At 59.6% G+C, this 24512-nt stretch carries 17 protein-coding genes; 13 read left to right on the top strand and 4 right to left on the bottom strand.

Features of this window, described 5'->3' with window-relative positions; genetic code table 11:
- Nucleotides 1-113: 113 nt before the first annotated feature.
- The 5 genes from ampC (at nucleotide 114) to AC1RKH_RS19030 (ending at nucleotide 8127) form a co-directional block, all read left to right on the top strand.
- On the top strand, nucleotides 114-1280 hold the full coding sequence (gene ampC, locus AC1RKH_RS19050; protein ID WP_493061693.1) for a class C beta-lactamase: 1167 nt from the start codon (nucleotides 114-116) through the stop codon (nucleotides 1278-1280).
- 772 nt (nucleotides 1281-2052) lie between these two features.
- Complete coding sequence (locus tag AC1RKH_RS19045) at nucleotides 2053-3264, top strand: HlyD family secretion protein (protein ID WP_123425854.1); 1212 nt, start codon at nucleotides 2053-2055, stop codon at nucleotides 3262-3264.
- A complete protein-coding gene (locus AC1RKH_RS19040) occupies nucleotides 3261-4526 on the top strand; it encodes a hypothetical protein (RefSeq protein ID WP_493061694.1) in 1266 nt (421 codons plus the stop codon). The genes AC1RKH_RS19045 and AC1RKH_RS19040 overlap by 4 nt, the downstream gene beginning before the upstream one ends.
- A 1-nt stretch (nucleotide 4527) precedes the next feature.
- A complete protein-coding gene (locus AC1RKH_RS19035) occupies nucleotides 4528-6678 on the top strand; it encodes a glycosyltransferase family 2 protein (protein ID WP_493061695.1) in 2151 nt (716 codons plus the stop codon).
- A 9-nt stretch (nucleotides 6679-6687) separates the two neighbouring features.
- Complete coding sequence (locus tag AC1RKH_RS19030) at nucleotides 6688-8127, top strand: efflux transporter outer membrane subunit (RefSeq protein ID WP_493061696.1); 1440 nt, start codon at nucleotides 6688-6690, stop codon at nucleotides 8125-8127.
- A 121-nt stretch (nucleotides 8128-8248) separates the two neighbouring features.
- On the opposite strand, the gene AC1RKH_RS19025 is transcribed toward AC1RKH_RS19030, so the two are convergent.
- On the bottom strand, nucleotides 8249-9550 hold the full coding sequence (locus AC1RKH_RS19025) for an MFS transporter (protein WP_493061697.1): 1302 nt from the start codon (nucleotides 9548-9550) through the stop codon (nucleotides 8249-8251).
- A 408-nt stretch (nucleotides 9551-9958) separates the two neighbouring features.
- Here AC1RKH_RS19025 and AC1RKH_RS19020 point away from each other — a divergent pair, with 408 nt between their 5' ends.
- Together AC1RKH_RS19020 and sthA are read left to right on the top strand one after the other, a co-directional pair.
- A complete protein-coding gene (locus AC1RKH_RS19020; RefSeq protein ID WP_493061870.1) occupies nucleotides 9959-10939 on the top strand; it encodes an FAD:protein FMN transferase in 981 nt (326 codons plus the stop codon).
- 210 nt (nucleotides 10940-11149) lie between these two features.
- Entirely contained in the window at nucleotides 11150-12544 is a 1395-nt protein-coding gene (gene sthA, locus AC1RKH_RS19015) for a Si-specific NAD(P)(+) transhydrogenase (RefSeq protein ID WP_123425859.1), read from the top strand.
- Between the two features lie 42 nt (nucleotides 12545-12586).
- Here the strand turns inward: sthA and AC1RKH_RS19010 are convergent, their stop codons facing one another.
- Entirely contained in the window at nucleotides 12587-13309 is a 723-nt protein-coding gene (locus tag AC1RKH_RS19010; RefSeq protein ID WP_123425860.1) for a glycerophosphodiester phosphodiesterase, read from the bottom strand.
- A 13-nt stretch (nucleotides 13310-13322) separates the two neighbouring features.
- Nucleotides 13323-13907 carry a PilZ domain-containing protein gene (locus tag AC1RKH_RS19005; RefSeq protein ID WP_123425861.1) on the bottom strand — a complete coding sequence of 195 codons (585 nt, stop codon included), beginning with the start codon at nucleotides 13905-13907 and terminating at the stop codon, nucleotides 13323-13325.
- 94 nt (nucleotides 13908-14001) lie between these two features.
- Between AC1RKH_RS19005 and AC1RKH_RS19000 the strand changes: the two genes are divergently transcribed.
- The 3 genes from AC1RKH_RS19000 (at nucleotide 14002) to AC1RKH_RS18990 (ending at nucleotide 17254) form a co-directional block, all read left to right on the top strand.
- A complete protein-coding gene (locus AC1RKH_RS19000) occupies nucleotides 14002-15252 on the top strand; it encodes a lipoprotein-releasing ABC transporter permease subunit (RefSeq protein WP_493061698.1) in 1251 nt (416 codons plus the stop codon).
- Between the two features lie 7 nt (nucleotides 15253-15259).
- Nucleotides 15260-15943: a lipoprotein-releasing ABC transporter ATP-binding protein LolD gene (lolD, locus tag AC1RKH_RS18995; protein ID WP_167368529.1), complete on the top strand. Its 684-nt coding sequence runs from the start codon at nucleotides 15260-15262 to the stop codon at nucleotides 15941-15943.
- A 66-nt stretch (nucleotides 15944-16009) separates the two neighbouring features.
- Nucleotides 16010-17254, top strand: coding sequence for a lipoprotein-releasing ABC transporter permease subunit (locus AC1RKH_RS18990; protein WP_493061699.1), 1245 nt, complete (start codon nucleotides 16010-16012; stop codon nucleotides 17252-17254).
- A gap of 62 nt (nucleotides 17255-17316) precedes the next feature.
- On the opposite strand, the gene xthA is transcribed toward AC1RKH_RS18990, so the two are convergent.
- Complete coding sequence (xthA, locus tag AC1RKH_RS18985; protein WP_493061700.1) at nucleotides 17317-18129, bottom strand: exodeoxyribonuclease III; 813 nt, start codon at nucleotides 18127-18129, stop codon at nucleotides 17317-17319.
- A gap of 175 nt (nucleotides 18130-18304) precedes the next feature.
- Here xthA and AC1RKH_RS18980 point away from each other — a divergent pair, with 175 nt between their 5' ends.
- From AC1RKH_RS18980 to AC1RKH_RS18970, 3 genes are all read left to right on the top strand, one after another.
- A complete protein-coding gene (locus tag AC1RKH_RS18980) occupies nucleotides 18305-18955 on the top strand; it encodes a GNAT family N-acetyltransferase (protein WP_493061701.1) in 651 nt (216 codons plus the stop codon).
- 65 nt (nucleotides 18956-19020) lie between these two features.
- The gene (locus tag AC1RKH_RS18975; protein ID WP_493061702.1) at nucleotides 19021-20748 is read left to right on the top strand and encodes an autotransporter assembly complex protein TamA; all 1728 of its coding nucleotides are present in this window, start codon (nucleotides 19021-19023) and stop codon (nucleotides 20746-20748) included.
- Nucleotides 20745-24416, top strand: coding sequence for a translocation/assembly module TamB domain-containing protein (locus AC1RKH_RS18970; RefSeq protein ID WP_493061703.1), 3672 nt, complete (start codon nucleotides 20745-20747; stop codon nucleotides 24414-24416). The genes AC1RKH_RS18975 and AC1RKH_RS18970 overlap by 4 nt, the downstream gene beginning before the upstream one ends.
- Nucleotides 24417-24512 lie beyond the last annotated feature (96 nt).

Here is a 24512-nt window from a genome sequence, read left to right as displayed (position 1 = left end):
TTGCCTGGCTGGCCTACGGAGTCGGCGAAATATTTTGTGATAAATCGCTTCCGGAGCCGTCGCATCAAAGTGATAGGTTTGCCCGCGATCAAAAAGACCTGAGGACCACTTGTATGCGTTTTATCGCAAAGCCTTGCGCAGCATTGCTATTGCTGGCCAGCACCGTCTCTTTCGGCAACCTCGCCATGGCGAATGCCCAGCGGTCGGATATCGACAGCATCGTGCAAGATGCCGCTCAGAAGGTCATGCAGCAGTACAACATTCCCGGCCTGGCCATTGCGGTGACCGCGAATGGCAAGCAGCAGTTCTATAATTTCGGCGTGGCCTCAAAGGAAACACAGCAGAAGGTCACGAGCGACACACTGTTTGAAATCGGCTCGATCAGTAAAACCTTCACGGTCACCCTGGCGACCTACGCCGAGGTCAACGGTCAGCTTTCACTCACTGACCACCCGGGCAAGTACCTGCCCGAACTCGCGGGCAGCCCGTTCGATAAAGTGACACTGATCAACCTGGCGACCCATACCGCAGGCGGCTTCCCCCTGCAGGTGCCTGATCAGGTACAGAACAACCAACAACTGATGGACTACTTCAAGGCGTGGCAGCCGACGTATGCGCCGGGAGCCCAAAGAACCTATGCCAATCCCAGCATCGGGGCGTTGGGCATGATTACCGCAATCAGCATGAAGATGCCGTTCGCGGTGGCGCTGGAACAGCGACTCTTCCCGGCACTCGGTATGCCTAATAGCTTCATCAACATCCCGGCGAGCAAGCTGTCGCTCTATGCTCAGGGTTACAACAAGCAGGATGCCCCGGTCAGGTTGAATTCCGGTGTGCTGGGTGACGAGGCCTACTCGGTAAAAACCAGCTCCACGGACCTGATTCGCTTTGTCGAGGCCAATCTGGGCGTCGCGAAGGTCGAAGCAAAACTCGGGCGCGCCTTGTTGGAGACGCACAAGGGTTATTTCCAGGTAGGTCCGATGACTCAAGACCTGATCTGGGAGCAGTACGACTACCCGGTACAACTGAGTGCATTGGTTGAAGGCAACGCCGACAAGATGATTTACGACAGTCATGTCGTCACGGCATTGAATCCGCCACTGGCACCACAAGAGGCGGTCTGGGTCAACAAGACGGGGGCGACCGGCGGGTTCTCTGCTTATGTGGCCTTCGTCCCCGAGAAGAAGTTTGGCATTGTGGTGCTGGCCAACAAGAGCTACCCCAACGAACCCCGGGTGCGCCTGGCGCATCGAATCCTGAGTGAACTGGCAGAGAACTGAGTGGCGGCCGGTGTGACCCCGCCAGCGTTGCTGCGCTAAGCCCTGGCTGCACATGAAAGCGCCCTGACTTGTCGGGGCGTTTTCATGTGCAGTGGTTCATTATAAGGAGCCATTAGACATCATCTATTAAATTGGAAGTGTTCATGTGTCATCTGCTATGTCCGGTCGGTGCGATGTAGTTATATCGTTTTGTTCTTGATGTGTGCCAAATCAGAACACTGTAAATCCCGACAGGTCACGGCTATAAAAATTCAATAATAAAAAAATCCTCAAATAAAATAAGCAGTTGCAATGGGGGAGTGTTGTTACTTGCTTTATATGGATCCAATACAGGGTGCGTTCAATAATTGACGCCATTTTATTGAATGGGTCGATGCTTGACAGCGACTAGTGCTGAAATTAGTGTCTCCCCCTGACAGTTCCGGCACCGATCGGGGCTGGGTGACAGCAAATGGCCTGTATTGTCGGGCAAGTACTCACGGTAATTTTCAAAACTTTGGCACAACTTTGGCAGTGCTATTTTAAAGATGGTGGCGTTTTAATGTGCGTCATGATGGCAACTAATACTCCAAAAAGACAGGGAACTTATTCCTGCTCACATCACACTGAATCTAAATAAACCGTGCGGGCTTTATTGCTGTCCGGGGAGTTGATGATCCGCTTTCGTTGATCCTGCTTAATGTGTTTTGCGGTTACGTTCTAATCGGGCATGACGGCTGCGCAGTGCTGACATATAGCCGTGTGTATTCATGGCTTATTGGGAGAATTAAACATGGCAGAAGAACGCTCAAGGTTTTTTTCATGGTCCCTGTTGCCGCGTCTGGTGGGCTTGGGTGTCCTGGTATTTATCATCTGGCTGTTGCTCTCGACGTTGCTGATGCCGCTGGTGTCGACATCGGCGACACGGGCAATTTTGAATGCGCCGGTCATTCTGCTGACGACACCCATCGAGGGGGTGGTGAATTCACTTGAGGTCAAACCCGGCTCGACCTTCGCCCAGGGCCAGAAGATTGCGGTGGTTGAAAACCCGCGGGCTAACCAGGAGACATTGTTGACCCTGCAAACCCGGCGTTTGACCCTGGAGCAGGAGCTATCATCATCGGCCAGCCAGGCCGAGCACGACCAGCAGTATTACGACGAGTTGGAGAAAACCAGTCAGCGCTATCAATCGGCGTTTCATACTCGTCAGCTCTATGCGCAACGTGCGCTGAAGGCCGAGAGCAGTGCCGCCAGCGCCCGATTGACGGACGCGCAGGAAACCGTCGACCGCAACCTTGAGTTGTTCGTTCAAGGGGCAGTCAGTGGCGCGGTGGTCGCCTCCTCGAAAGCCAAGTTGGCCTCGTTACAAGGCGCGGCAGAGTCTGTCCGTTCACAGCTGCAAATCAATGACGGTGATGTCAATGCCGCCAATAAGCAGGTCTACCTTGACCCTGATCAGTTGCGCATGTTCGACCTCAGCGCGCAGATGACCACCCTGAAACTGAGCCTGGAAAATCAGGCCCGCAACCGCGAGACCTATCAACGCGAACTCGACAATCTCAACCACCTGATCGAAACCGAACAGAATCGGGTCAAGTTGACGGCTGGCTATGAGGTCACGGCGTATTCGTCCGGTACGGTTCAAGAGCTGTTGGCGCCCCAAGGGACGGTGGTGCAAGCCGGGTCGACCTTGCTGCGCGCCACCAACTGCCAGGAAAGCTATGTCGTCGCAGTGTTTCCCGAACGCATGGCCAGCAAGATTGATCACGACAGTGTCCTGACGGTGAGAATCCATGGCCTGGACGAACCACTCAAGGCCAATGTCGTGCAGTTGTTATCCAGCACTAAGGATATTCGCCCTAACAGCTACAGCGTTCCTTTCCCGTATGCCGAGCAGAACTCGGTGTACGTCGTCGGTACTTTTGCCGCTGACCTCACCGACAGTCAGCGCGCCATGACCTGCAATCCAGGGCTGTGGGCCAGCGCCGAGGTGTCTCACTCATGAGTCCGCGCAACGTTGTGCAATGGCCGTGGCTGCCGGGCCTGATCGGGGTGATGCTGATGAGCGGCGGGGGATCTGCGCTGGCGACGCCGGCCAAGCCGCAATTGGCGGCGATGACGTGTGCAGCGCTGGATCATGCGGTGCAATCGCAAGCGGCGGGGCCGGTGTTGCTGGCCAGCTACCCGCCGCTGGATGGTCAGCCGGCGCCAATCCAGGCGTTACGCGGGGTTGCGTTCACCTACGACAACGCCTTGGCCAGCATCGCCTTGTTTGCCTGCGGCAAAGCCGAGTCGGCGCGACGGATTGCCGATGCACTGGCTTTCGCCACGACTCATGACCCGGAATATCAGGATGGACGCTTGCGCAATGCCTACGCGGCAGGCCCGGTGGGTTCGTCGTCGATGCGCCTGCCAGGTTATTGGAGCATCGAGCGCAATGCCTGGAATCAGGACGCCTATCAGGTCAGCAGTGCCACCGGTAATCAGGCCTGGGCCGCGTTGGCGTTATTGGAGGCGTTGCGCCAGAGCGGTGATTCCTCTTATCTGGAGGCCGCTCGCAGAGTGTTGCAGTGGTCCGGGAAAAACACTTATGACGGACAGGCTCCGGCGGGTTTCAGCGGCGGTTACTACGGGTATTTCCCCAAGCAGATCCAGCAGACCTGGAAGTCCACCGAACACAACGTCGACCTGGCGGCGGCCTGGGCTGCACTCAACACGGTTGCACCCGACCCGGGCTCGGCGCATCAGGCGCAGATTGCCCGGCAATTCGTGTCGAGTCAGTGGGATGCGGGGGAAGGGCGCTTTCTGATCGGTACCGGGAAGGATGGTCGAACCTCGGATCGCCAGCGTTCGGGACTGGATGCACAGATCTGGCCCCTGATCGCCTTGAGTGATCCTCCGGCGGACTGGCGGCGCGTCTTCACGTTTGTCGATCAGGCGCACCGCTCGGGTGCCGGGTATGGCTTCAACCGCGACCCGGACGGTTTATGGACCGAGGGCACCGCGCAAACCGCCGCCGTGGCGGGCTTGAGCGGTATGAAGGAAAAGGCGCAGCCGCTGTGGAATGTGTTGCTGGCCCAACAGGCCGGCAATGGCTGGCTGTTTGCAACACCCGCCCCGCGTATCAGTACCGGGTTGGCCATCGGCCCGGACTCAACAACCAACGACTTTTTCTATTACCACCTGCCTCACTTGGGCGCTACAGCTTGGGCTGCGATCGCTGCCACCGGCATCAACCCCTTTACCGGTTTTCAAGAGGCTGACTGACATGCAGGCACTGGACACGCTGCAACTTGTGCAAATCAATTTCTGGACCGTGGTCGCGGTGATTTTGTTCGCCAGCCTGACGCACCGTGATCAATGGATGGCACGTGCCGGTTTCGGAGCCTTGACCGCGCTGTTGTTGATCAATTACGTGGCCTGGCGGATTCGCGACACCTTGCCCGATGGACACTCCGGGTTTGCCACGGTCTGGGCTTACACGTTCCTGTTCTTCGAAATGCTGGCGATCGGCTACACGCTATTTTCGATCATCGTCCTGCTCTGTCGCTCGGATCACCACGCCAGTGCCGATGCCGGGGAGCAACGCTTGCGCGCTCTGGGCCACTCGGTGCCGGCGGTGGATGTGTTCATTGCCACCTACAACGAAGGCCTCGAGATCCTGGAAAAAACCATCATCGCCGCCCAGGCGATCGACTACCCCAACGTGACCATCTGGGTGCTGGACGACACTCGCCGCGACTGGTTGCGCGACTACTGCGCCGAGGTCGGCGTGCAGTATGCTCGACGTCCCGACAATTCCCACGCCAAGGCCGGTAACCTGAACAACGGCCTGCGTCTGTCGGCGGCCAGCAGCAATGCGCCGTACATACTGGTGCTCGACGCCGACTTCGCCCCGCAGCAGCCGATCCTGATGCGCACCCTGGGATTGTTCGAAGATCCCAAGGTCGGCCTGGTGCAGACGCCGCAGTTCTACTACAACCCCGATCCGATTCAGCACAACCTCGGTTCATCCAACTGCTGGGTCGATGAGCAGCGAGTGTTCTTCGACGTCTACCAGCCGGCCAAGGATGGTTGGGATACCGCGTTTTGCGTGGGCACTTCGTTTGTCGTGCGGCGTGATCTGATCACTGAAATGGGTGGCTTTCCGACGGGTTCGGTCTGCGAAGACATCTACACCAGCCTCCGTCTGCAGCAAAAAGGCTACGTCACCCGCTGGTTGAATGAGCGACTGTCGATCGGTTTGTCCGCCGAGGGGTTGACCGAGTACATCAATCAGCGTGGGCGCTGGTGCCTGGGGACGATCCAGGTCGCGCTGCTCAAAGAGGGCCCCTTGCGCGGTCGTGGCTACTCACTCAATGAACGGCTGCACTTTGTGCATGGCTTGATGCACTGGTTCTCCAAGCCATTCATCCTGATGATGCTGGTGTCGCCGGTGTTGTATTGGTATTTCGGTATTGCCGGGTTCTACGCCCATCCGGCGGATTTCATGGCCTTCGGTATGCCGGCGTTGATTGCATTCTGGGGCTACGGGACGTGGGTCACTGACCGGCGAACCTTGCCGATTTTTACCGAGGTCACCCAAATCGTCGCCTCACTGGCGGTGACGGCGACGATCATCAGCGCCATGGTCCGGCCGTTCGGGCGACCCTTCAAGGTCACGGCAAAGGGCCTGGATCGTTCACGCACAACGGTCCACTGGAAACTGTTCGGATTCTTTTTTGCGCTGACACTGTTCTCGCAGATCGGCGCTTACATCACCATCAGTAACGCGGCTGCGTTCGACGGCAATATGCTGTTCAACCTGTGCTGGACGGTGGTCGCGCTGATCTACAACCTGGCCACCCTGGTGGCGTGTGTTGACCGGCCGCGCTTGCACGGCGAAGAGCGCTTTCCTTTCGATAAACCCAGTGGGTTGCGCTTCGCCGGCAAAACCCTGGCGGGCCAACTGGTGGATATTTCGCTGAGTGGCGCCTCCATTTCCTGTGCTGTTGCGTCATTGATCAAGCCCGGGCTGCGGGGGCAGGTGTGGATCAATAAGCTCGGCTGGCTGGATATCGAGGTCATGCGTCATCACGGCGAGGACCGTTTAGGCTTGAGGTTCGTCGACCTTGACGAAACGCTTCGGCGCCGGCTGATCGCGCGGCTGTTCAGTGACGCGCCGGTCAACGTGGTCGGCAAGGCTGAACCAGGCCTGGCTTTCGGCACCTTGTTGCGGCGTTCGTTGCTCGGCGAGAAGCGCACGGCACCGCGTTCGCGGCGGCCGGTCAAGGCGCCGTCCTACAGCTCACTGCCTGGTTTACGCCCGATCAGCCTCCGTTCGCGTCAGCAACCACTGCCGCAAATCAGCACTACCCGCTCAGGTCTTTGGGCTTTCCTTCTCACTCCGTTACGAGCCTTGCTCGGCCAACGTTTGTAGGTGCGCCTCATGAACAGACGCTTATCCACCTCATGTTTCGTGTCGCTGTTATTGCTCGGCGGTTGTTCTCTGGAACCCAAATACGAGAAACCGGAGGCGCCGATCGATCAGCAATGGCCAGCCAGTTCGGCCAGTGACTGTTGCAGCGCCAAGCAGGCGTTCGACAAGGATTGGCACGGCTTCGTGCTCGATGACCGACTGCGCCAGTTGATCGACCTGGCGTTGAAGAACAATCGCAGCCTGCGTCAGTTCGAGGCGGGCGTCGAGGAGGCGAGGGCAGGGTACGCCGGTGCCGAATCCGGGCTGTTTCCCTCCATCGGACTCAACACCTACGCCGGCCGCAGCAAGTTTCCGTCACAGGTCAGGACGCAGGGAGGCGGCGTCAGTTCAGGCAGCACGTCCAACACCTTTCAGGCCAGCGGTGGCTTCACGTCTTACGAGTTGGACCTGTTCGGGCGCATCCGCAGTCAGCGAAACGCCGCAGGCGCACGCTTCGAGGCGACCGAAGCGGACTATCAGACGGCTCGCCTGGCGTTGATCGGTGAAGTGGCCAGCACCTGGCTTAGCCTCAAGGCCAATCAGAATCTGCTCGACCTCGCACAAAACACCTACAAGTCCCAGGACCACTACGGTGAGTTGTTGCGCAAGAGCTACAACCTGGGTTCCAGTGCACGAATCGATGTTCACCAGGCGGATGCGCAGACCAACACGGCGGCGGTTCAGATCAATACGTACCGCATGCAGGTGGCGCAGAACATGAATGCGCTGCAGGTGTTGGTCGGGCAGCCGGTGCCGGTTGGGTTGTTGCCCACTGGCGTGCTGGGTGAGCAGTTGGCAACCGCCGATGTGCCCGCCGGGTTGCCGTCGTCACTGATTGCGCGGCGGCCCGACATCATGGCGGCCGAAGCCTTGTTGCGAGCGACCAACGCGGACATTGGCGCAGCTCGTAGCGCTTACTTCCCGACCTTTTCGCTGACCTCGGCGGTAGGCGGCCTGACCGGTGATTTTTCGCGATTGTTGAGTGCGCCGGCCGAGTTCTGGTCGGTGGCTCTGGCGGGGTCGTTGACCCTGATCGACGGCGGTGCGCGAAAGGCGCAGGTGGACGCCAGCCATGCGCGGTTCAACGGGCAGGCGGCGGCGTACGAAGCCACGGTGCAGAACGCTTTCCGCGAAGCTGCCAATGCCCTCAACGCCCGTCAGGAAATGCTCACCCAGGTCGAGTCTCAGAAGCGTCTGGTGGGGGATTATCAGGAAGCCTACCGACAATCCCGATTGCGCTTCGAGGCGGGGATGGATAGCTACTTCTCGACGATGGATGCGCAGCGTTCGTTATTCGACGCGCAGCAGAAGCTCGCGCAATTGGAGCTGGCGCGGGAGATCAATCAGGTGGACTTGTACAAGGCGCTGGGCGGGGGGTGGAGTCAGTCTGTGAAAATGGCGAATCGATGATGTGGGGTGTTTGCGCTGGCCTCATCGCGAGCAAGCTCGCTCCCACATTGGAATTGCGGTGTGATCACGATTGTGTAAACACCGCTGAACCTGTGGGAGCGAGCTTGCTCGCGATGGCGATTTAGCGGGCGCCGCCGACTACAGCCGCCTGCGCGGTGCGCAATTCATGCCGGTTGCCACGGAACAGCACCAGCGTTGCGATCAGGCCAAGCACCGCAGCGCCGCTCAACCAGATGCCCGGTGCAGCCTTGTTGTCCAGCACGTGGATCAGGTAGGTACAGGCCGCCGGGGTGAAGCCGCCGAAGGTCGCGGTCGCCAGGCTGTAGGCCAGGGAGAAACCGGTGGTGCGGACTTCAATCGGCATGATTTCGGTCAGGGCCACGACCATTGCGCCGTTGTACGAGCCATACAGGAACGACAGCCACAACTCGACGATCAGCAGATGGCTAAAGCTCGGGTTGGCTACCAGCCAGGACAGCGCCGGGTAGGCGGTCAGGATCGCCAGAATGGTCGCCGCCAGCAGCAGCGGTTTACGACCGATCTTGTCGGACAGCGCACCCATTACCGGCAACCAGAAGAAGTTCGACAGACCAATGCACACCGTCACCAGCAACGCGTCGAAGTCCGACAGATGCAGTTCGGCTTTACCGAACGTCGGGGTGTATGCGGTGATCAGGTAGAACGACACGGTGGTCATCACCACCAGCGCCATGCCGGCCAGCACGATACCGAAGTTCTGACCAATCGAACGGACGATTTCCTGCAGGGAAGGGCGATGTTTACGCGCCTGGAACTCAGGGGTTTCTTCCAGCGAACGACGAATGATGAAAATCGCCGGAACGATCATGCAGCCGACCAGGAACGGTACGCGCCAGCCCCAATCACCCATTTGCTCAGGGCTCAGCCAGTGGTTGAGGCCTACGCCCAGCAAACCGGCAAATACGACGGCGGCTTGTTGGCTGGCGGACTGCCAGCTGACAAAAAAGCCCTTACGGCCAGGCGTCGAGATTTCTGCCAGGTAAACCGACACACCGCCCAGTTCCACGCCGGCCGAGAAGCCTTGCAGCAAGCGGCCGAACAGTACGATCAGCGGCGCAGCGACGCCAAGGGTCGCATAACCCGGCACACAGGCAATCAGCACTGTACCGGCAGCCATCAGCGCGAGAGTGATGATCAGGCCTTTGCGACGGCCGTGACGGTCGATGTAGGCACCGAGAAAAATCGCCCCCAGTGGGCGCATCAGGAAGCCGGCACCGAAGGTCGCCAGCGACAACATCAAGGAAGCGAAAGCGCTGTCGGCGGGGAAGAAGGTTTTGGCGATGGCCGTGGCATAGAAGCCGTAGACCATGAAGTCGAACATCTCTAGGAAGTTGCCGCTGACAACGCGAAATATCGCTTTGCCTTTGCCCGTAGTCGAGGCCATTTGATCTTACTCACTTTGGCTGTCTTGTTAGAAATCCCTGGTCTTGAAACATCCTCACTGCCGGGTATGGTCTGTGCCGGTGCCGCGAACAGTTTTGTAACGATATGTGTAACAAGAACGGTAGGCAACCAATAGTTAGCGTGCTGCTTAAACGTTATAGCCATTAGCCGGTGTGATTCACGGACTTGAACGAATTAAAACGATGAGGCGGGCAACGCCGATCATGTGGGAGCGAGCTTGCTCGCGAAGGGGGCGCTGCGGTTTATCAGGTAAACCGCGTTATCGTTCTTCGCGAGCAAGCTCGCTCCCACACTTCTATCGCATAATGGACAGCCTTGGCGTTCTGTCAGGGGGCATTGGGGGAGCGTGAATGTGTTGAGCGGGCGGCTGGCTGGTCTGGCGGTATTGATGGGGGTTCTGTCGGGGTGCGGCAATGGCGACTCGATGGAAAGCTTTGGCGGCCCGACCATGGGCAGTACTTATTCGATCAAATACGTCCGCCATCCGGGTACTCCCGGGCCGGTCGAGGTGCAGAAGCAGGTCGAGTTGATTCTGGCCGAGATCGACCGGCAGATGTCGACCTACCGCAGTGACTCCGACATTGAGCGCTTCAACGGTTTGCCGGCCAATAGCTGTCAGCCAATGCCGGCGCCGGTCTTGCAGTTGGTCAAGGTTGGCGAGCAACTGTCAGAGGCGAGCGACGGTTCCTACGACCTGACGGTGGAGCCGCTGCTGAACCTTTGGGGGTTTGGCCCACAATCGCGCGATGAAAAAGTCCCGAGCGCCGAGGCCTTGGCTCTGGCCCGACAACGCGTCGGTTATGCTCATCTGCGGATTGAAGGCGATCAGTTGTGCAAAGACGCGCCGGTCGAGGTTGACTTCGGCAGCATTGGCGCCGGGTACGCCATCGACAGGATCGCTGCGAAGTTGCAGGAAATGGGCATCGACAGCTTCATCGCCGATGCCACGGGCGAGCTCAAGGCCGTCGGCAAGAAACTCGACGGTACGCCCTGGAAGATTGCGCTGGAGGAGCCGCGCGATGACCAGCAGGTTGTCGAACGGGTGATTGTGCTGAACGGCAACGGTGTTTCGACCTCAGGCGACTACCGCAATTATTTCATGCAGGATGGCCGGCGCTATTCCCACACGTTCGATGCCCTAACCGGTGCACCGATCACCCATACCCTGGCGTCCGTCACGGTGATTCATCCTTCGACGCTGATGGCCGATGGCTTATCGTCGCTGTTGCTGATTCTCGGCCCCGAGCGTGGTTGGGATTACGCCGAGAAACATGACATCGGTGCATTTTTTGTGATTCGAACCGATACAGGCTTTGTCACGCGAACCAGTCAGGCTTTTGATCGTCTGAACGCCGAAAAAACCAAGTGAATACGGCGTCATTGGCATCAATTGCTGGTGCTGTAGTGCAGGCAAAACTAGCCTACGACGCGACCAAGGGTTAATGTGCGCGGCGTTGACGCTTCTATAGACTGTGTCCGGGTTCTCGACTGACCCCAAATTGTTCCTTCATGCCGCAAGGCCGGCATGATTTAGCCGCAGGTGCCAACGGGGCGCCGCGGCCTGTTCTGAGGAGTACGCATGGCTGTCTACAACTACGACGTGGTGGTGCTGGGTTCCGGCCCGGCGGGAGAAGGCGCGGCAATGAACGCCGCCAAAGCAGGGCGCAAAGTGGCGATGGTCGATAGTCGTCGCCAGGTCGGCGGCAACTGCACCCACCTGGGCACCATCCCGTCCAAGGCCTTGCGTCACTCGGTCCGGCAGATCATGCAGTTCAACACCAACCCGATGTTCCGGGCCATTGGTGAGCCGCGCTGGTTCTCGTTCCCGGACGTGCTGAAAAGCGCAGAAAAAGTCATTTCCAAACAAGTCGCCTCGCGCACCGGTTACTACGCGCGCAATCGGGTTGACGTGTTCTTCGGCACTGGCAGCTTCGCTGACGAGCAAACCATCGAAGTGGTCTGCGCCAACGGCGTGGTCGAAAAACTGGTGGCCAAGCACATCATCATCGCCACCGGTTCGCGTCCGTATCGCCCGGCCGACATCGATTTCCACCACCCGCGTATCTACGATAGCGACACTATCCTCAGCCTCGGCCACACCCCGCGCAAACTCATCGTTTACGGCGCCGGCGTGATTGGTTGCGAATACGCTTCGATCTTCAGTGGTCTGGGCGTGCTGGTAGAGCTGGTGGACAACCGCGGTCAACTGCTGAGCTTCCTCGACTCGGAAATCTCCCAGGCGTTGAGCTACCACTTCAGCAACAACAACATCACCGTGCGCCACAACGAAGATTACGATCGTGTTGAAGGCGTGGACAACGGGGTGATCCTGCACCTCAAGTCCGGCAAGAAGATCAAGGCCGACGCCTTGCTCTGGTGCAACGGCCGTACCGGCAACACCGATGCATTGGGTCTTGAGAACATCGGCGTGAAGGTCAACAGCCGTGGCCAGATTGAAGTCGACGAGAACTATCGCACCTGCATACAGAACATCTACGGTGCAGGCGACGTGATCGGCTGGCCGAGCCTGGCCAGTGCCGCTCACGACCAAGGGCGTTCGGCGGCTGGCAGCATTGTCGACAATGGCAGCTGGCGCTTCGTCAATGACGTACCGACCGGGATCTACACCATTCCGGAGATCAGCTCGATCGGCAAGAACGAGCAAGAGCTGACCCAGGCCAAAGTGCCGTACGAAGTCGGCAAGGCGTTCTTCAAGAGCATGGCGCGTGCGCAGATCGCCGGTGAGCCGCAAGGCATGCTGAAGATCCTGTTCCATCGCGAAACGCTGGAAGTGCTCGGCGTTCACTGCTTCGGTTATCAGGCGTCGGAGATCGTTCACATCGGTCAGGCGATCATGAACCAGCCGGGCGAACTGAACACGTTGAAGTACTTCGTCAACACCACGTTCAACTACCCGACCATGGCCGAAGCCTATCGGGTAGCGGCCTACGACGGCCTCAACCGGCTTTTTTGAGCGGCTCCGGCCGGTGGCCTGAGCCGGCCGGGGAGACCGATTTCAGCAATTCTCGAGCGTGGCGCTGGCCAAACCGGGAAAGTCTGTAATCAGGCTGTCAACGCCGAAATCAGCGAGCCTGCGCATCAGCGCAGGTTCGTTGACTGTCCATACCGACACATGCAGCCCTTGACGCTGCGCCTTCTGCAGGCGTTCCGGCGTACACAGGGTCCAGTTCAGCGCCAGGATCTCACAGCCATAACCCTGCGCGACCTTCAGCGGGTCGAGCCAGGCGTATTCGGCGACCAGTCCACGGGACACATCCGGAACCAGATCCACTGCGGCTTTCAGCACTTCGCGCGAGCTCGAGGTGATGGTGACCTTGTCCAGCAGGCCGAAACGTTGCGCCATTTCGCGAATCGCCAGCACGGTGGTCGCGGCACGGGTGCGTGAAGCACTTTTGACTTCGAGTTGCCAGTGCTCGAAATCGCACTTTTCGAACAGTTCTTCCAGCGTAGGAATCGGGCAGGGCTTGATCCAGCCCGGGCCGCCCTTGCGTGCGTCATAGGTCGCAAGCTCCGCCGCCGAATGCTCGACCACCTTGCCGCGCCGCTCGGTGGTGCGCTTGAGTGTCGGGTCGTGGATGACCATCAACTCACCGTCCATGGACAGGTGCAGGTCCAGTTCGCATCGGCGTACGCCGTGCTTGAGGCATTGCTGGAAACTGGTCAGGGTGTTTTCCGGTGCTTCGCCTTTGGCGCCGCGGTGGCCGTAGATTAGGGTCACGGTTCTTCCTTAATTAATTGCCTGATTCGTTTTGCTCGCGTGCAAGACGTCGATCATGGGCCTGTCTCTGCAAGATATAGCGGGCCAACAGCTGTCGTTGCGCATCGGTCAGGGCTTCGAACTCGGTGCCGATTGCAAAGGTGCCGAAGCTTTCCGGTTCACAGTGAGTGATCTTGGCTCGCAACAGCAGGCCCAGCGCTTGCGGCATCAGCAACAGCTTGATCGCCACATGGCTACCGGCCGGGTAGGCGACGTGGTGCTCGAACTCGATACCGCCTTCCGACAGCACCACGTGCTGCGGTTCGCCGAACTTGCCGAGCACGGTTTGTGCCACGACCTGGCTCAGCAGGTCGATGCGCTTGTTCATTACCTTCAGATAGTTGGCGGTGTTTCGATCCCGCTCACTGATCTGGCGCAACAAGTGCTGCGACTCGAATTCGCTCAGGTGCAGTTCGCTGAGCAGGTTGAACAGCGGGGAAGCATCCTGCAACACTTCCTGGCCTGCGGCTTCGGGGGCAGACAGGGGCCGAATTTCCAGTGCGATCGTGTCCTCGATACGGTAGTATTCGCGGCGATCTTCTTCATCTAATGTCGACATGGCGAACCCATGGTAGCGGCGGTGGTCTGAGTGTAAAGCTGGTTATCGACCCCCGCCACAAGGACGTTCCTTTTCCCTCCGAACAAGCCCCGACATGTTCAGACCTCTCTTCGTATTTATCGGCACGCGTTATACCCGTGCAAAGCGTCGCAATCATTTTGTGTCGTTCATTTCCCTGACCTCGATGATCGGACTCGCCCTTGGCGTGGTCGTGATGATCGTGGTGCTATCGGTAATGAACGGCTTCGATCATGAGATGCGCACCCGCGTGCTGGGCATGGTGCCCCACGCGACCATCGAGTCCGGTGAGCCTATCAGCGACTGGCAAAGCCTGGCCGCCAAGGTCCAGCAGAACCCGCAGGTGGTGGCGGTTGCGCCGTTCACCCAGATGCAGGGTTTGCTGACCAACAACGGTCAGGTGCAGAAAGTCCTGCTTAATGCCGTCGACCCGGCTCAGGAGCGCAAAGTCTCGATCATCGACAACTTCATGACGCAGGGCAAACTCGACGACTTGTCGCCGGGCAGCTTCGGCATCGTGATCGGTGACAAGGCTGCGACCAAGCTCGGCGTCGGGCTTGGCGACAAGCTGACTTTCGTCGCCCCGGAGGTCACTGTGACCCCGGCCGGGATGTTCCCGCGGATGAAGCGCTTCACCGTGGTCGGCATCTTCCATGTCGGCGCCGGTGAACTGGACGGCTATCTGGGCCTGACCAATCTTGATGATCTGGCGCGTCTGCATCGCTGGAAGCCGGACCAGGTCCAGGGCTTGCGGTTGAAGTTCGACGATTTGTTCCAGGCGCCTCGCACTGCATGGAACATCGCCCAAAACCTGGACGGAGACCATTACTACGCCCGCGACTGGACCCGCACCCACGGCAATCTGTATCAGGCGATCCGCATGGAAAAAGCCATGATCGGACTGCTGTTGTTGCTGATCGTTGCAGTGGCCGCGTTCAACATCATTTCCACGCTGGTGATGGTGGTGAACGACAAGAAGGGCGACATCGCGATCCTGCGGACCCTCGGTTCCACGCCGGGTCAGATCATGGCGATCTTCATGGTCCAGGGCACGGTGATCGGCGTGGTCGGCACGGCAATCGGTGCGGTGGTCGGGATGTTCGCCGCGCTGAATGTCAGCGCCGCGATTTCCGTCCTCGAAGGCCTGATCGGGCACAAATTCCTTAACGCCGATGTGTACTTCATCGACTACCTGCCGTCGCAACTGATGGCTGAAGACGTATTGATGGTCTGCGGCGCGGCGTTGGTCCTGAGTTTCCTCGCCACCCTGTATCCAGCCTGGCGTGCTGCGCGCACCCAGCCTGCGGAGGCGCTACGTTATGAGTGATTTGGGTATGAGTACTAAAGCAGTCTTGAGTTGCCGCGATCTGGGTAAATCCTACGAGGAAGGCCCGGAGTCGGTGGTGGTGTTGTCCGGTTTGCAGCTGGAGCTGCATCCGGGTGAGCGCGTGGCGATTGTCGGTACCTCCGGTTCCGGCAAGAGTACCTTGCTCAACCTGCTCGGCGGCCTCGATACGCCGACCAAGGGCAGCGTCTGGCTGGCCGGTGAAGAGCTGTCGGCACTCAACGAAAAGGCCCGCGGCTTGTTGCGTAACCGCTCGCTGGGCTTCGTTTATCAGTTCCACCACTTGTTGCCCGAGTTCACCGCGCTGGAAAACGTCTGCATGCCGCTGTTGATCGGCCGCACCGCGATCCCGGAAGCCCGTCAGCGCGCCACGGCCTTGCTGGAGCGGGTAGGGCTGGGCCATCGTCTGGAACACAAACCAGCCGAACTGTCCGGTGGCGAACGTCAGCGCGTGGCCATCGCCCGGGCGCTGGTGAACAAGCCAGGGCTGGTGATGCTCGATGAGCCGACCGGCAACCTCGACTCCCACACCGCCCAGGGCATTCAGGATTTGATGCTGGAACTCAGCACCTCGATGCGCACCGCGTTCCTGGTGGTGACTCACGACATGAACCTGGCTCGCCAGATGGATCGCGTCCTGCACCTGCAGGAAGGTCGCCTGACGCCCATCTGATTGGCCGAAACCCGGCACGACTGAAAAGCGTGTCGGGTCTTTTATTTTTATACGGTGCCCCAGCGAATGTTCAGACCGTTATCGATCTTTATCGGCACGCGCTATACCCGCGCCAAGCGCCGCAATCGCTTTGTTTCGTTTATCTCGATGACCTCGATGATCGGCCTCGCCCTGGGCGTGCTGGCGATGATCGTGGTGTTGTCGGTGATGAACGGCTTCCAGCGCGAAATGAGCTCGCGCATCCTCGGCATGGTGCCCCACGCGACCATCGTTGGCGTCAAGCCGATCGACGATTGGCAACCCGTTGCGGCCGCCGCCATGAAGAACCCTGAAGTGACGGCCGCCGTGCCGTTCACCGAGATGGAAGGCATGCTGTCGTACAAGGGTTCGATGCAGCCGATCCAGATCAGCGGCGTTGATCCGGCGCAGGAAGGCAAGGTGTCCATCGTCGCCCAGCACATTGTGCAGGGGCGCCTGGAGGACCTGAAGCCGGGCGAGTTCGGGGTGGTGGTCGGTGAAATCACTGCACGGCGTTTCCGCTTGAACGTCGGCGACAAGATCACCCTGATCGTGCCGGAAGTCAGCACCGCACCGGGCGGCATCACGCCGCGCATGCAGCGGCTGAACGTGGTCGGGGTGTTCAAGGTCGGCGCAGAGCTGGACGGCTCGATGGCGCTGATTCATGTCGCCGATGCGGCGCAAATGCAGCATTGGGAACCGAATCAGGTGCAAAGCGTGCGCCTGGCGGTGAAAGACCTGTACGCCGCACCCAAGGTCTCGTCAGACATTGCTGGTGGCCTGGGCGCCGACTTCAAGGCCGACGATTGGACCCACACTCAGGGCAGTCTGTTCAGCGCCATGAAAATGGAAAAAACCATGATCGGCCTGTTGCTGCTGATGATCGTGGCGGTCGCTGCGTTCAACATCATCGCCACCTTGATCATGGTGGTGAACGACAAGGGTGCCGACATCGCGATCCTGCGGACCATCGGCGCCACGCCTCGGCAGATCATGGCGATCTTCATGGTTCAGGGTACGGTGATCGGCATCGTCGGCACGCTGATTGGCGGCGTCCTCGGGGTGATCGCCGCGTTGAACGTGAGTGAGCTGGTGGGCTGGCTGGAGCGGGTGACCGGGCAGCATATCTTCAGTTCCGACGTGTACTTCGTCAGCAACTTGCCATCGGAGCTGCAGGGCGGTGATGTGCTGCTGATCTGCTCGGCGGGCTTCATTATGAGCTTCCTGGCCACGGTATACCCGGCCTGGCGCGCAGCGAAGATCGAGCCGGCGACCGCGTTGCGCTATTCGTAATCGTCAACGCGCCCTGTGCGCAGACGCGGGTTTGCCCGCGTCTGCACCGGGATCTACATCTCTCAGCTCAGTTCAAGCCAGATCGGCGCATGGTCCGAGGGTTTGTCCATGCCGCGCAGTTCGTAGTCGACCCCGGCCGCCTTGACCCGTGGCAATAACCCTTGGGACGCCATGATCAAGTCGATGCGCAGGCCGCGCTTGGGCTCGTCTTCAAAGCCGCGGCTGCGGTAGTCGAACCAGCTGAAGCGATCCGTTACGTCCGGGTTCAGGTGCCGGAAACTGTCCACCAGGCCCCAGTTCTTCAAACGGGCCATCCACTCGCGCTCTTCCGGCAAGAAGCTGCATTTGCCGGTTTTCAGCCAGCGCTTCATGTTGTCCGGGCCGATGCCGATGTCGCAATCTTCCGGGGAAATGTTCACATCGCCCATTACCACCAGCGGCTGGTCATTGCGAAATTGGCTTTCGAGCAGCGTCTGCAAATCGTTGTAGAAGCGCTCCTTGGCCGGGAACTTGGTCGGATGGTCGCGGTTTTCACCTTGTGGGAAATAGCCGTTCATGATGGTCACCGGCACGCCGTTGGCATCGGCGAATGTGCCCCAGATGAAGCGGCGCTGGGCGTCTTCTTCATCGCTGGCAAAGCCTTTGTGCAGCGCGAGTGGCTCCTGACGTGACAGCAGGGCGACGCCGTAATGACCTTTTTGGCCGTGGTAATACACGTGATAGCCCAGCGCCTGAACCTCGGCGAGCGGGAACTGGTCGTCGTGCACCTTGGTTTCCTGCAAACCGATGACGTCCGGCTGGTGCTTCTCGATCAGTGCCGCGAGCTGATGGGGGCGGGCGCGCAGGCCATTGATGTTGAACGAGACGATCTTCATGGTCGGCAGTCCTGGCAAAACTGCGATGCTAGCTGACATGCAGGACGGGGGCCAGCGTGGCGGTAGGTCAGATGCACTGCTAATGTCCTTTAGTGTGGGAACGATCACCGCTGTAGCGGGTTCGTACTTATAAGAACGGGGCCATTTGAGTCTCGCCCAGGGGAGATAAGCCGTCATGCCTGAAACCTCTACCACGATTGCCGATGTTCATAGGCTCGACAGTGGCTATTCGCACGAAGCACGCTCCTTGCTGTACCACGCCTATCGACATGAGCCGACCTTCAAGTTCCTGTTCGAAGCCGAGCGCCCTGGCTACGAGCACCGGATCCGGGCCACGGTACGCGAACTGGTCGAACAGCATTTTGTGCAGGAATTGCCGGCGATCGGTCTGCTGGTCAATGACCGGCTGATCGGCATTGCGCTGATCGCGCCGCCGCAACGTCGCCTGGGCATCACCGAGAGTTGGGCCTGGCGCTTGCGGATGGTGCTCAGCACCGGATTGCGTTGCACCCGACGTTATCTGGAGTATCACGCGGCGGTGGCGGCGTGCCTGCCATCGGACTCGGTGCATGTTCTGCCGTTGCTGGGGATTCATCCGGAGTTTCAGGGCCAGCACTTTGGCGAGCAGTTGCTCGAAGCCGTGCATAACTGGTGCGCCGTCGATGAGCATTCCCAAGGGGTGGTACTCGACACGGGAAATCCGCGTTATCTGGAGTTCTATAAACGTCAGGGTTATGAGGAGATTGGTGAGGTGGCTGTAGGGCCGGTTCTCGAACACGTGTTTTTCCACGCCAATCCTCAGGTGTTACATAGCGCAACAGGTTGAGGTCGAACTATTGTTCAGATTGTTCGCTCTATCACGCTCCCACGCTCGTGATAGCATCCGCGCCTATGAAGTTTCCAGGAAGAATTACCAGTGGCTTGCTCGTGCTGTTCAGCAGCGTAGCGGCCCTGGCGCAAAGTGAATTGGACGTCAGGATCAAACCGTCCAACGATGAACTGAAGGCCAATATAGAGGGCTATATCGGCAGCCTCGGCGATCGCGATGAAGAAGCCCTGTTGCGCTTTCGTCGTGGCGCCGAAGAGCAGGCACGCAAGGCCGCCCAGGCCTTGGGTTATTACCAGCCCCATATAGAAAGCGAAGTCAAAAACGGCAAGTCGCCACGGTTGGTGTTGAACGTCGACCCCGGCGAGCCGGTGCGTTTGCGCAACGTGACCATTCGTGTCGATGGTCCGGCTGCCGCCCTCAAATCCTTTCGTGTGCCCAAGAGCGATCTGCTCAAATCCGGGGCTGTACTCAATCACGGCCATTACGAAGACGCCAAGCGGCTGATCCAGAATCAGGCTTCGCGCTTCGGCTTTTTCAGTGGGCGCTTTACCAGCCAGAAGTTGTTGGTCGACCCGCGTGCCGGTGTCGCGGACATCGAGCTGATTTACGACAGCGGCCCGCGTTATGCCTTGGGCAAGGTCAGTTTTACTGGCGATACCCCATTCGACGAAGACCTGCTGCAACGCATGGTGCCGTTCAAGAGCGGCGCCCCGTATGACTCCGAACTGATCGCCGAACTCAATCAGGCGTTGCAAACGAGCGGTTATTTCGACGCGGTGCGGGTGGATGCGGCACCGACCGCTGCGGCCAACGACGTGATTCCGGTAGCGGTCAAACTCGACACGCGCAAGCCGCGCACCATGGGCCTGGGCTTGGGGTTTTCCACCGACGTCGGGCCACGGGCCAAGGCCAACTGGACCCGGCACTGGGTCAATGCGCAAGGCCACAGTTATGGCTGGGAAGCGGAAGTCTCGGCGCCACGGCAGAACGTCGGCCTCTGGTACGACGTGCCACTGGATCCGCCGCTGACCGACAAACTGCGCTTTGCCGGTGGTTATCAATATGAAGAGCTGGCCAATACCGACAGCTTGAGCAAGTTGCTGACCCTGGGCCCTGAATGGCACAGCAAGTTGCCCAGCGGCTGGCAGCGGGTGATTTCGTTGAAATGGCAGCGTGAGGAATACCGCCTCGGCGACGATTCGGGCCTGAGTACCTTGCTGATGCCCGGCATCAGTTATTCCTATTTGCGCAGCGACAACCGCATCGACCCGCACAACGGTTATCGCCTGCAATTCGAGAGCAAGGTGGCCAAGGAAGGGTTGGGTTCGGACACCAACGTGGTGTATGGCACCGCATTGATCAAAGGCATCACCACGGTGTGGGACAACCATCGGTTCCTCGCTCGCGCGCAGTTCGGTGGTAGTGCCACCAATGGCTATCGAACCATTCCACCGTCATTGCGCTTCTTCGCCGGTGGCGATCAGAGCGTTCGCGGTTACGACTATCAGAGCCTGTCCCCGGTAAACTCCGCTGGCGATCGCGTGGGTGGGCGTTACATGGTGGCGGGCAGTGTCGAGTATCAATATTCCATCGCCGAAAAATGGCGGATCGCAACCTTTGTCGATCAGGGCAACTCGTTTAACACGCTGGAGCTGCCGAGCCTCAAGACCGGGGTCGGCGTTGGCGTGCGCTGGGTCTCGCCAGTCGGGCCGATCCGCCTCGACCTGGCCCATGCGCTGGATGAACCCGGTGGTATTCGTTTGCACTTTTCCATGGGGCCTGAGCTGTGAAGCGTGGTTTGAAAATAGCGCTGCTGGCGATGCTCTCGCTGGTGGTGTTGCTGGTGCTGACAGTCGGTGCCTTGCTCGGAACGCAAACCGGCAGCCGTTGGGCGCTGGGCCAGGTGCCGGGTTTGACCGTGGAGAACTTCCAGGGTCGCCTGGGCGGCCAGTGGAGTGCCGATCATCTGCTCTGGCAGCAAGCGGGCAGTCGGGTTGAACTGAGTAAGCCAGTGCTCGCCTGGTCGCCACTGTGCCTGCTGCGCATGACCCTGTGCATCGAACAATTGAAGGTTCAGCAGGTGATTCTGCAGTTTGCCCCGAGCAGCGAAGCCAGCAGCGGGCCGATCAGCCTGCCTGAGTTGAAGCTACCGGTGGCAATCCAGTTGGGTGAGGTGCAGATCGGCAGCCTGTTGCTCAACGGCAGCGAGCAGCTAAAAGACCTGCAACTGGCCGCGCACTGGACTGCCAAGGGCTTACAGATCGACTCCGTACACCTGCAACGCGATGACCTCAGCCTGGATTTGTCCGGGCTGTTGCAACCGACCGGCAACTGGCCGCTCAGTGCCGAAGGCCAGCTGACGCTGCCGGCGCCGGGTAAAACACCCTGGGCGCTGGCGCTGAAGATCGACGGCGACTTGCTGAAAACCCTGAACCTCAAGGCTGACAGCAGCGGCTATCTGCAAGGCCAACTGACGGGTGAGCTGCAACCGCTGGTGGAGAACCTGCCGGCCAAGGTGCGGATTACCGCCGATGGCTTCAAGGCCAGCGCCGACTTGCCGGACACCTTGCAGCTCAATCAGTTGGAACTGACCGGCAACGGTGATCTGAAAAACGGTTACCAATTGCTCGGCAAGGCGACATTGCCTGCCGAGCAAGGCCCGGTCGCATTGCTGCTGCAAGGCAAGGTTGACGCCAAGGGCGCGCAGATCGCCGGGCTTGATCTGAGCGCCAGCGACACGCAAAACCTGAAACTGAGCGGGCAACTCGATTGGTCCGAGGGCTTGAGTGCCGAGGCGAAAATCGATTGGCTGGACTTCCCGTGGCATCGGCTGTACCCGTTGATCGACGAACCTCAGGTGGCGCTGCGCAGCTTCAATGGTGAGGTGTCGTACCGTGACGGCAACTATCTGGGCAACTTCAAGGCGGCGCTGGATGGCCCGGCCGGAGCGTTCAGCTTGAGCAGCCCGTTCAGCGGCGACCTGACGAAAATCTTCCTGCCAGAATTCAAACTGGCTGCCGGGCAGGGCAAGGCCGAAGGGTATTTGAACCTGCAGTTCGCCGATGGCGTCGCCTGGGACACCGCGCTGGACCTGTCGGCGATCAACCCGGCGTATTGGCTGGCGGAGCTGCCGGGAACCCTGGCCGGTCCTTTGCGCAGCAAGGGTGAGATGAAAAACCAACAACTGAGCCTCAACGCTGACCTCGACCTCAAGGGCAAACTGCGCGGTCAGCCGGCGGTCCTGCAAGCCAAGGCCGACGGTGCGGGCGAGCGCTGGAGCCTGAGCGCGCTGCACATCCGTCTCGGCGACAACCGCATTGACGGCAGCGGCAGCCTGCAACAGAAACTCGCCGGCCAGATCGACATCAAGGCACCGCGTCTCGGCCAGCTCTGGCCGCAGTTGCGTGGTCAGCTCAACGGTAGGGTCGACGTTGCTGGCAACCTCAAGGCACCGCAAGGCAAACTCAGCCTGCAAGGCATGCAGTTGGCGTTCAACGATAATCGCCTGCAAAGCCTGAATCTCGACGCCAACCTCGACAGCGCGCAGCGAGCAAAGATCGACCTCAAGGGCAGCGGCATTCAGGCCGGCGACACTCAACTGGGCACGCTGACTGCCAGCGGTCAGGGCGACATCAAAAGCCAGAAGCTGCAACTGGATCTGCAAGGTCCGTTGCTGAAGCTGGCGCTGGGACTCGACGGTAATCTGGATAAAGGCAATTGGCGCGGACGCTTGGCCAGTGGCGATATACAGGCCGGCGGTCAGGACTGGAAGCTGCAAAGTCCGGCAAAAATCGAACGTCTGGCCGATGGCAAGCTGACCTTTGGCGCCCATTGCTGGATGTCCGGGCCGGCCAGCCTGTGCGGTGAAGACCAGCGACTGATGCCCGAGCCGAAACTGCGTTACCACCTCAAGCAGTTCCCGATTGACAGTCTCGCGCAATGGTTGCCGAAAGACTTCGCCTGGCACGGCAAGCTCAACGCCGATGTGCAACTCGACCTGCCGGCCAGCGGCCCGAAAGGCCAGATCATGGTCGATGCCAGCGGCGGTACGCTGCGGATGGAGGAAAAGGATCAGTGGCTGGATTTCCCTTATCAGACGCTGAAACTGACCAGCACCCTGAACCCGAAACGCATCGACACGCAGCTCGACTTCGTCGGTGGCAAGTTGGGCGAACTGATGGTTCAGGCGCAGATCAATCCATTATCCAAGAGCAAACCGCTGAACGGCTCGTTCCGTCTGAGCGGTCTGGACCTGTCGGTGGCGCGACCATTCGTGCCGATGGTCGAGAAACTGACCGGACGCTTGAATGGCAGCGGTAGTTTGTCTGGCGGGCTGCTGGCGCCGCAGGTCAATGGCAACCTGACCCTCAGCGACGGTGAAATCTCCGGGCCACAACTGCCAACGCGTTTCGAGGCGTTGCAGCTTCAGGCGCAGATTGCCGGCGAAAGCGTGCAGCTCAACGGCGGCTGGAAAAGTGGCAAGGCCGGGCAGGGTAGCTTGAGTGGGCATGTTGCCTGGGGCCAGGCGTTGGTGGTGGATCTGAGTCTTAAAGGTACTCAACTGCCGGTCACGGTCGAGCCGTACGCTGCGCTGGAAGTAGCGCCGGACCTGAAAATCTCGATCAACAACGACAAACTGGCGATTGTCGGCAAGGTGCATGTGCCCAAGGGTGAGATCACCGTGCGTGAGTTGCCGCCGTCGACGGTCAAGGTCTCCGATGACACGGTGATCGTCGGCCACCAGACTGAAGAGGGCAAACCGCCGATGGCCATGGCGATGGACATCGATGTGGTGGTGGGCGAGGACAAGCTCAGCTTTGCCGGTTTCGGTCTGACGGCGAACCTGCAAGGCCAGGTACACATCGGTGACAACATGGATACTCGTGGCGAGCTCTGGCTCAACGATGGCCGTTATCGCGCCTATGGCCAGCGCCTGACGGTACGGCGTGCGCGGCTGTTGTTTGCCGGCCCCATCGATCAGCCATATCTGGACATCGAAGCAGTGCGCCAGACGGACGACGTGATCGCCGGTGTTCGCCTGAGCGGCAGCGCCGAGCAGCCGACCACGCAGATCTTCTCGGAACCGGCGATGAGCCAGGAGCAGGCACTGTCCTATCTGGTGCTCGGACGTCCGCTGAGCAGCAATGGCGAAGACAACAACATGCTCGCTCAAGCTGCGCTGGGGCTGGGCTTGATGGGCAGTTCCGATCTGACCGGCAGTTTGGCCAAGGATTTGGGCATTCAGGACTTCCAGCTCGACACTCACGGCAGCGGCACCACCACCAGTGTGGTGGCCAGCGGCAACCTCTCCGAAAAACTCAGTTTGCGTTATGGGGTCGGCGTATTCGAACCGGCAAACACCATCGCGCTGCGCTACAAACTGAGCAAAATGGTCTACCTGGAAGCCGCCAGCGGCGTCGCCAGTTCGCTGGATATCTTCTACAAGCGGGATTTCTAACCCTCCCGTCCTTCCTTCTGAGTGATCGTTCCCATGCTCCGCGTGGGAATGCATCCCGTGACGCTCCGCGTCACTTTCAAAGCGGACGCAGAGCGT

It is taken from the genome of Pseudomonas sp. GW822-FHT06B12, from assembly GCF_058799675.1.
The sequence above is the reverse complement of the archived record's forward strand: the minus strand, read 5'-3'. Positions and strand labels throughout refer to the sequence as shown.

Excerpts from the sequence above, each read along its gene's own strand:
- ampC (WP_493061693.1), top strand. The coding sequence starts at position 114 with ATGCGTTTTATCGCAAAGCCTTGCGCAGCATTGCTATTGCTGGCCAGC.
- AC1RKH_RS19045 (WP_123425854.1), top strand. The coding sequence starts at position 2,053 with ATGGCAGAAGAACGCTCAAGGTTTTTTTCATGGTCCCTGTTGCCGCGT.
- AC1RKH_RS19040 (WP_493061694.1), top strand. The coding sequence starts at position 3,261 with ATGAGTCCGCGCAACGTTGTGCAATGGCCGTGGCTGCCGGGCCTGATC.
- AC1RKH_RS19035 (WP_493061695.1), top strand. The coding sequence starts at position 4,528 with ATGCAGGCACTGGACACGCTGCAACTTGTGCAAATCAATTTCTGGACC.
- AC1RKH_RS19030 (WP_493061696.1), top strand. The coding sequence starts at position 6,688 with ATGAACAGACGCTTATCCACCTCATGTTTCGTGTCGCTGTTATTGCTC.
- AC1RKH_RS19025 (WP_493061697.1), bottom strand. The coding sequence starts at position 9,550 with ATGGCCTCGACTACGGGCAAAGGCAAAGCGATATTTCGCGTTGTCAGC.
- AC1RKH_RS19020 (WP_493061870.1), top strand. The coding sequence starts at position 9,959 with ATGGGGGTTCTGTCGGGGTGCGGCAATGGCGACTCGATGGAAAGCTTT.
- sthA (WP_123425859.1), top strand. The coding sequence starts at position 11,150 with ATGGCTGTCTACAACTACGACGTGGTGGTGCTGGGTTCCGGCCCGGCG.
- AC1RKH_RS19005 (WP_123425861.1), bottom strand. The coding sequence starts at position 13,907 with ATGTCGACATTAGATGAAGAAGATCGCCGCGAATACTACCGTATCGAG.
- AC1RKH_RS19000 (WP_493061698.1), top strand. The coding sequence starts at position 14,002 with ATGTTCAGACCTCTCTTCGTATTTATCGGCACGCGTTATACCCGTGCA.
- lolD (WP_167368529.1), top strand. The coding sequence starts at position 15,260 with ATGAGTACTAAAGCAGTCTTGAGTTGCCGCGATCTGGGTAAATCCTAC.
- AC1RKH_RS18990 (WP_493061699.1), top strand. The coding sequence starts at position 16,010 with ATGTTCAGACCGTTATCGATCTTTATCGGCACGCGCTATACCCGCGCC.
- xthA (WP_493061700.1), bottom strand. The coding sequence starts at position 18,129 with ATGAAGATCGTCTCGTTCAACATCAATGGCCTGCGCGCCCGCCCCCAT.
- AC1RKH_RS18980 (WP_493061701.1), top strand. The coding sequence starts at position 18,305 with ATGCCTGAAACCTCTACCACGATTGCCGATGTTCATAGGCTCGACAGT.
- AC1RKH_RS18975 (WP_493061702.1), top strand. The coding sequence starts at position 19,021 with ATGAAGTTTCCAGGAAGAATTACCAGTGGCTTGCTCGTGCTGTTCAGC.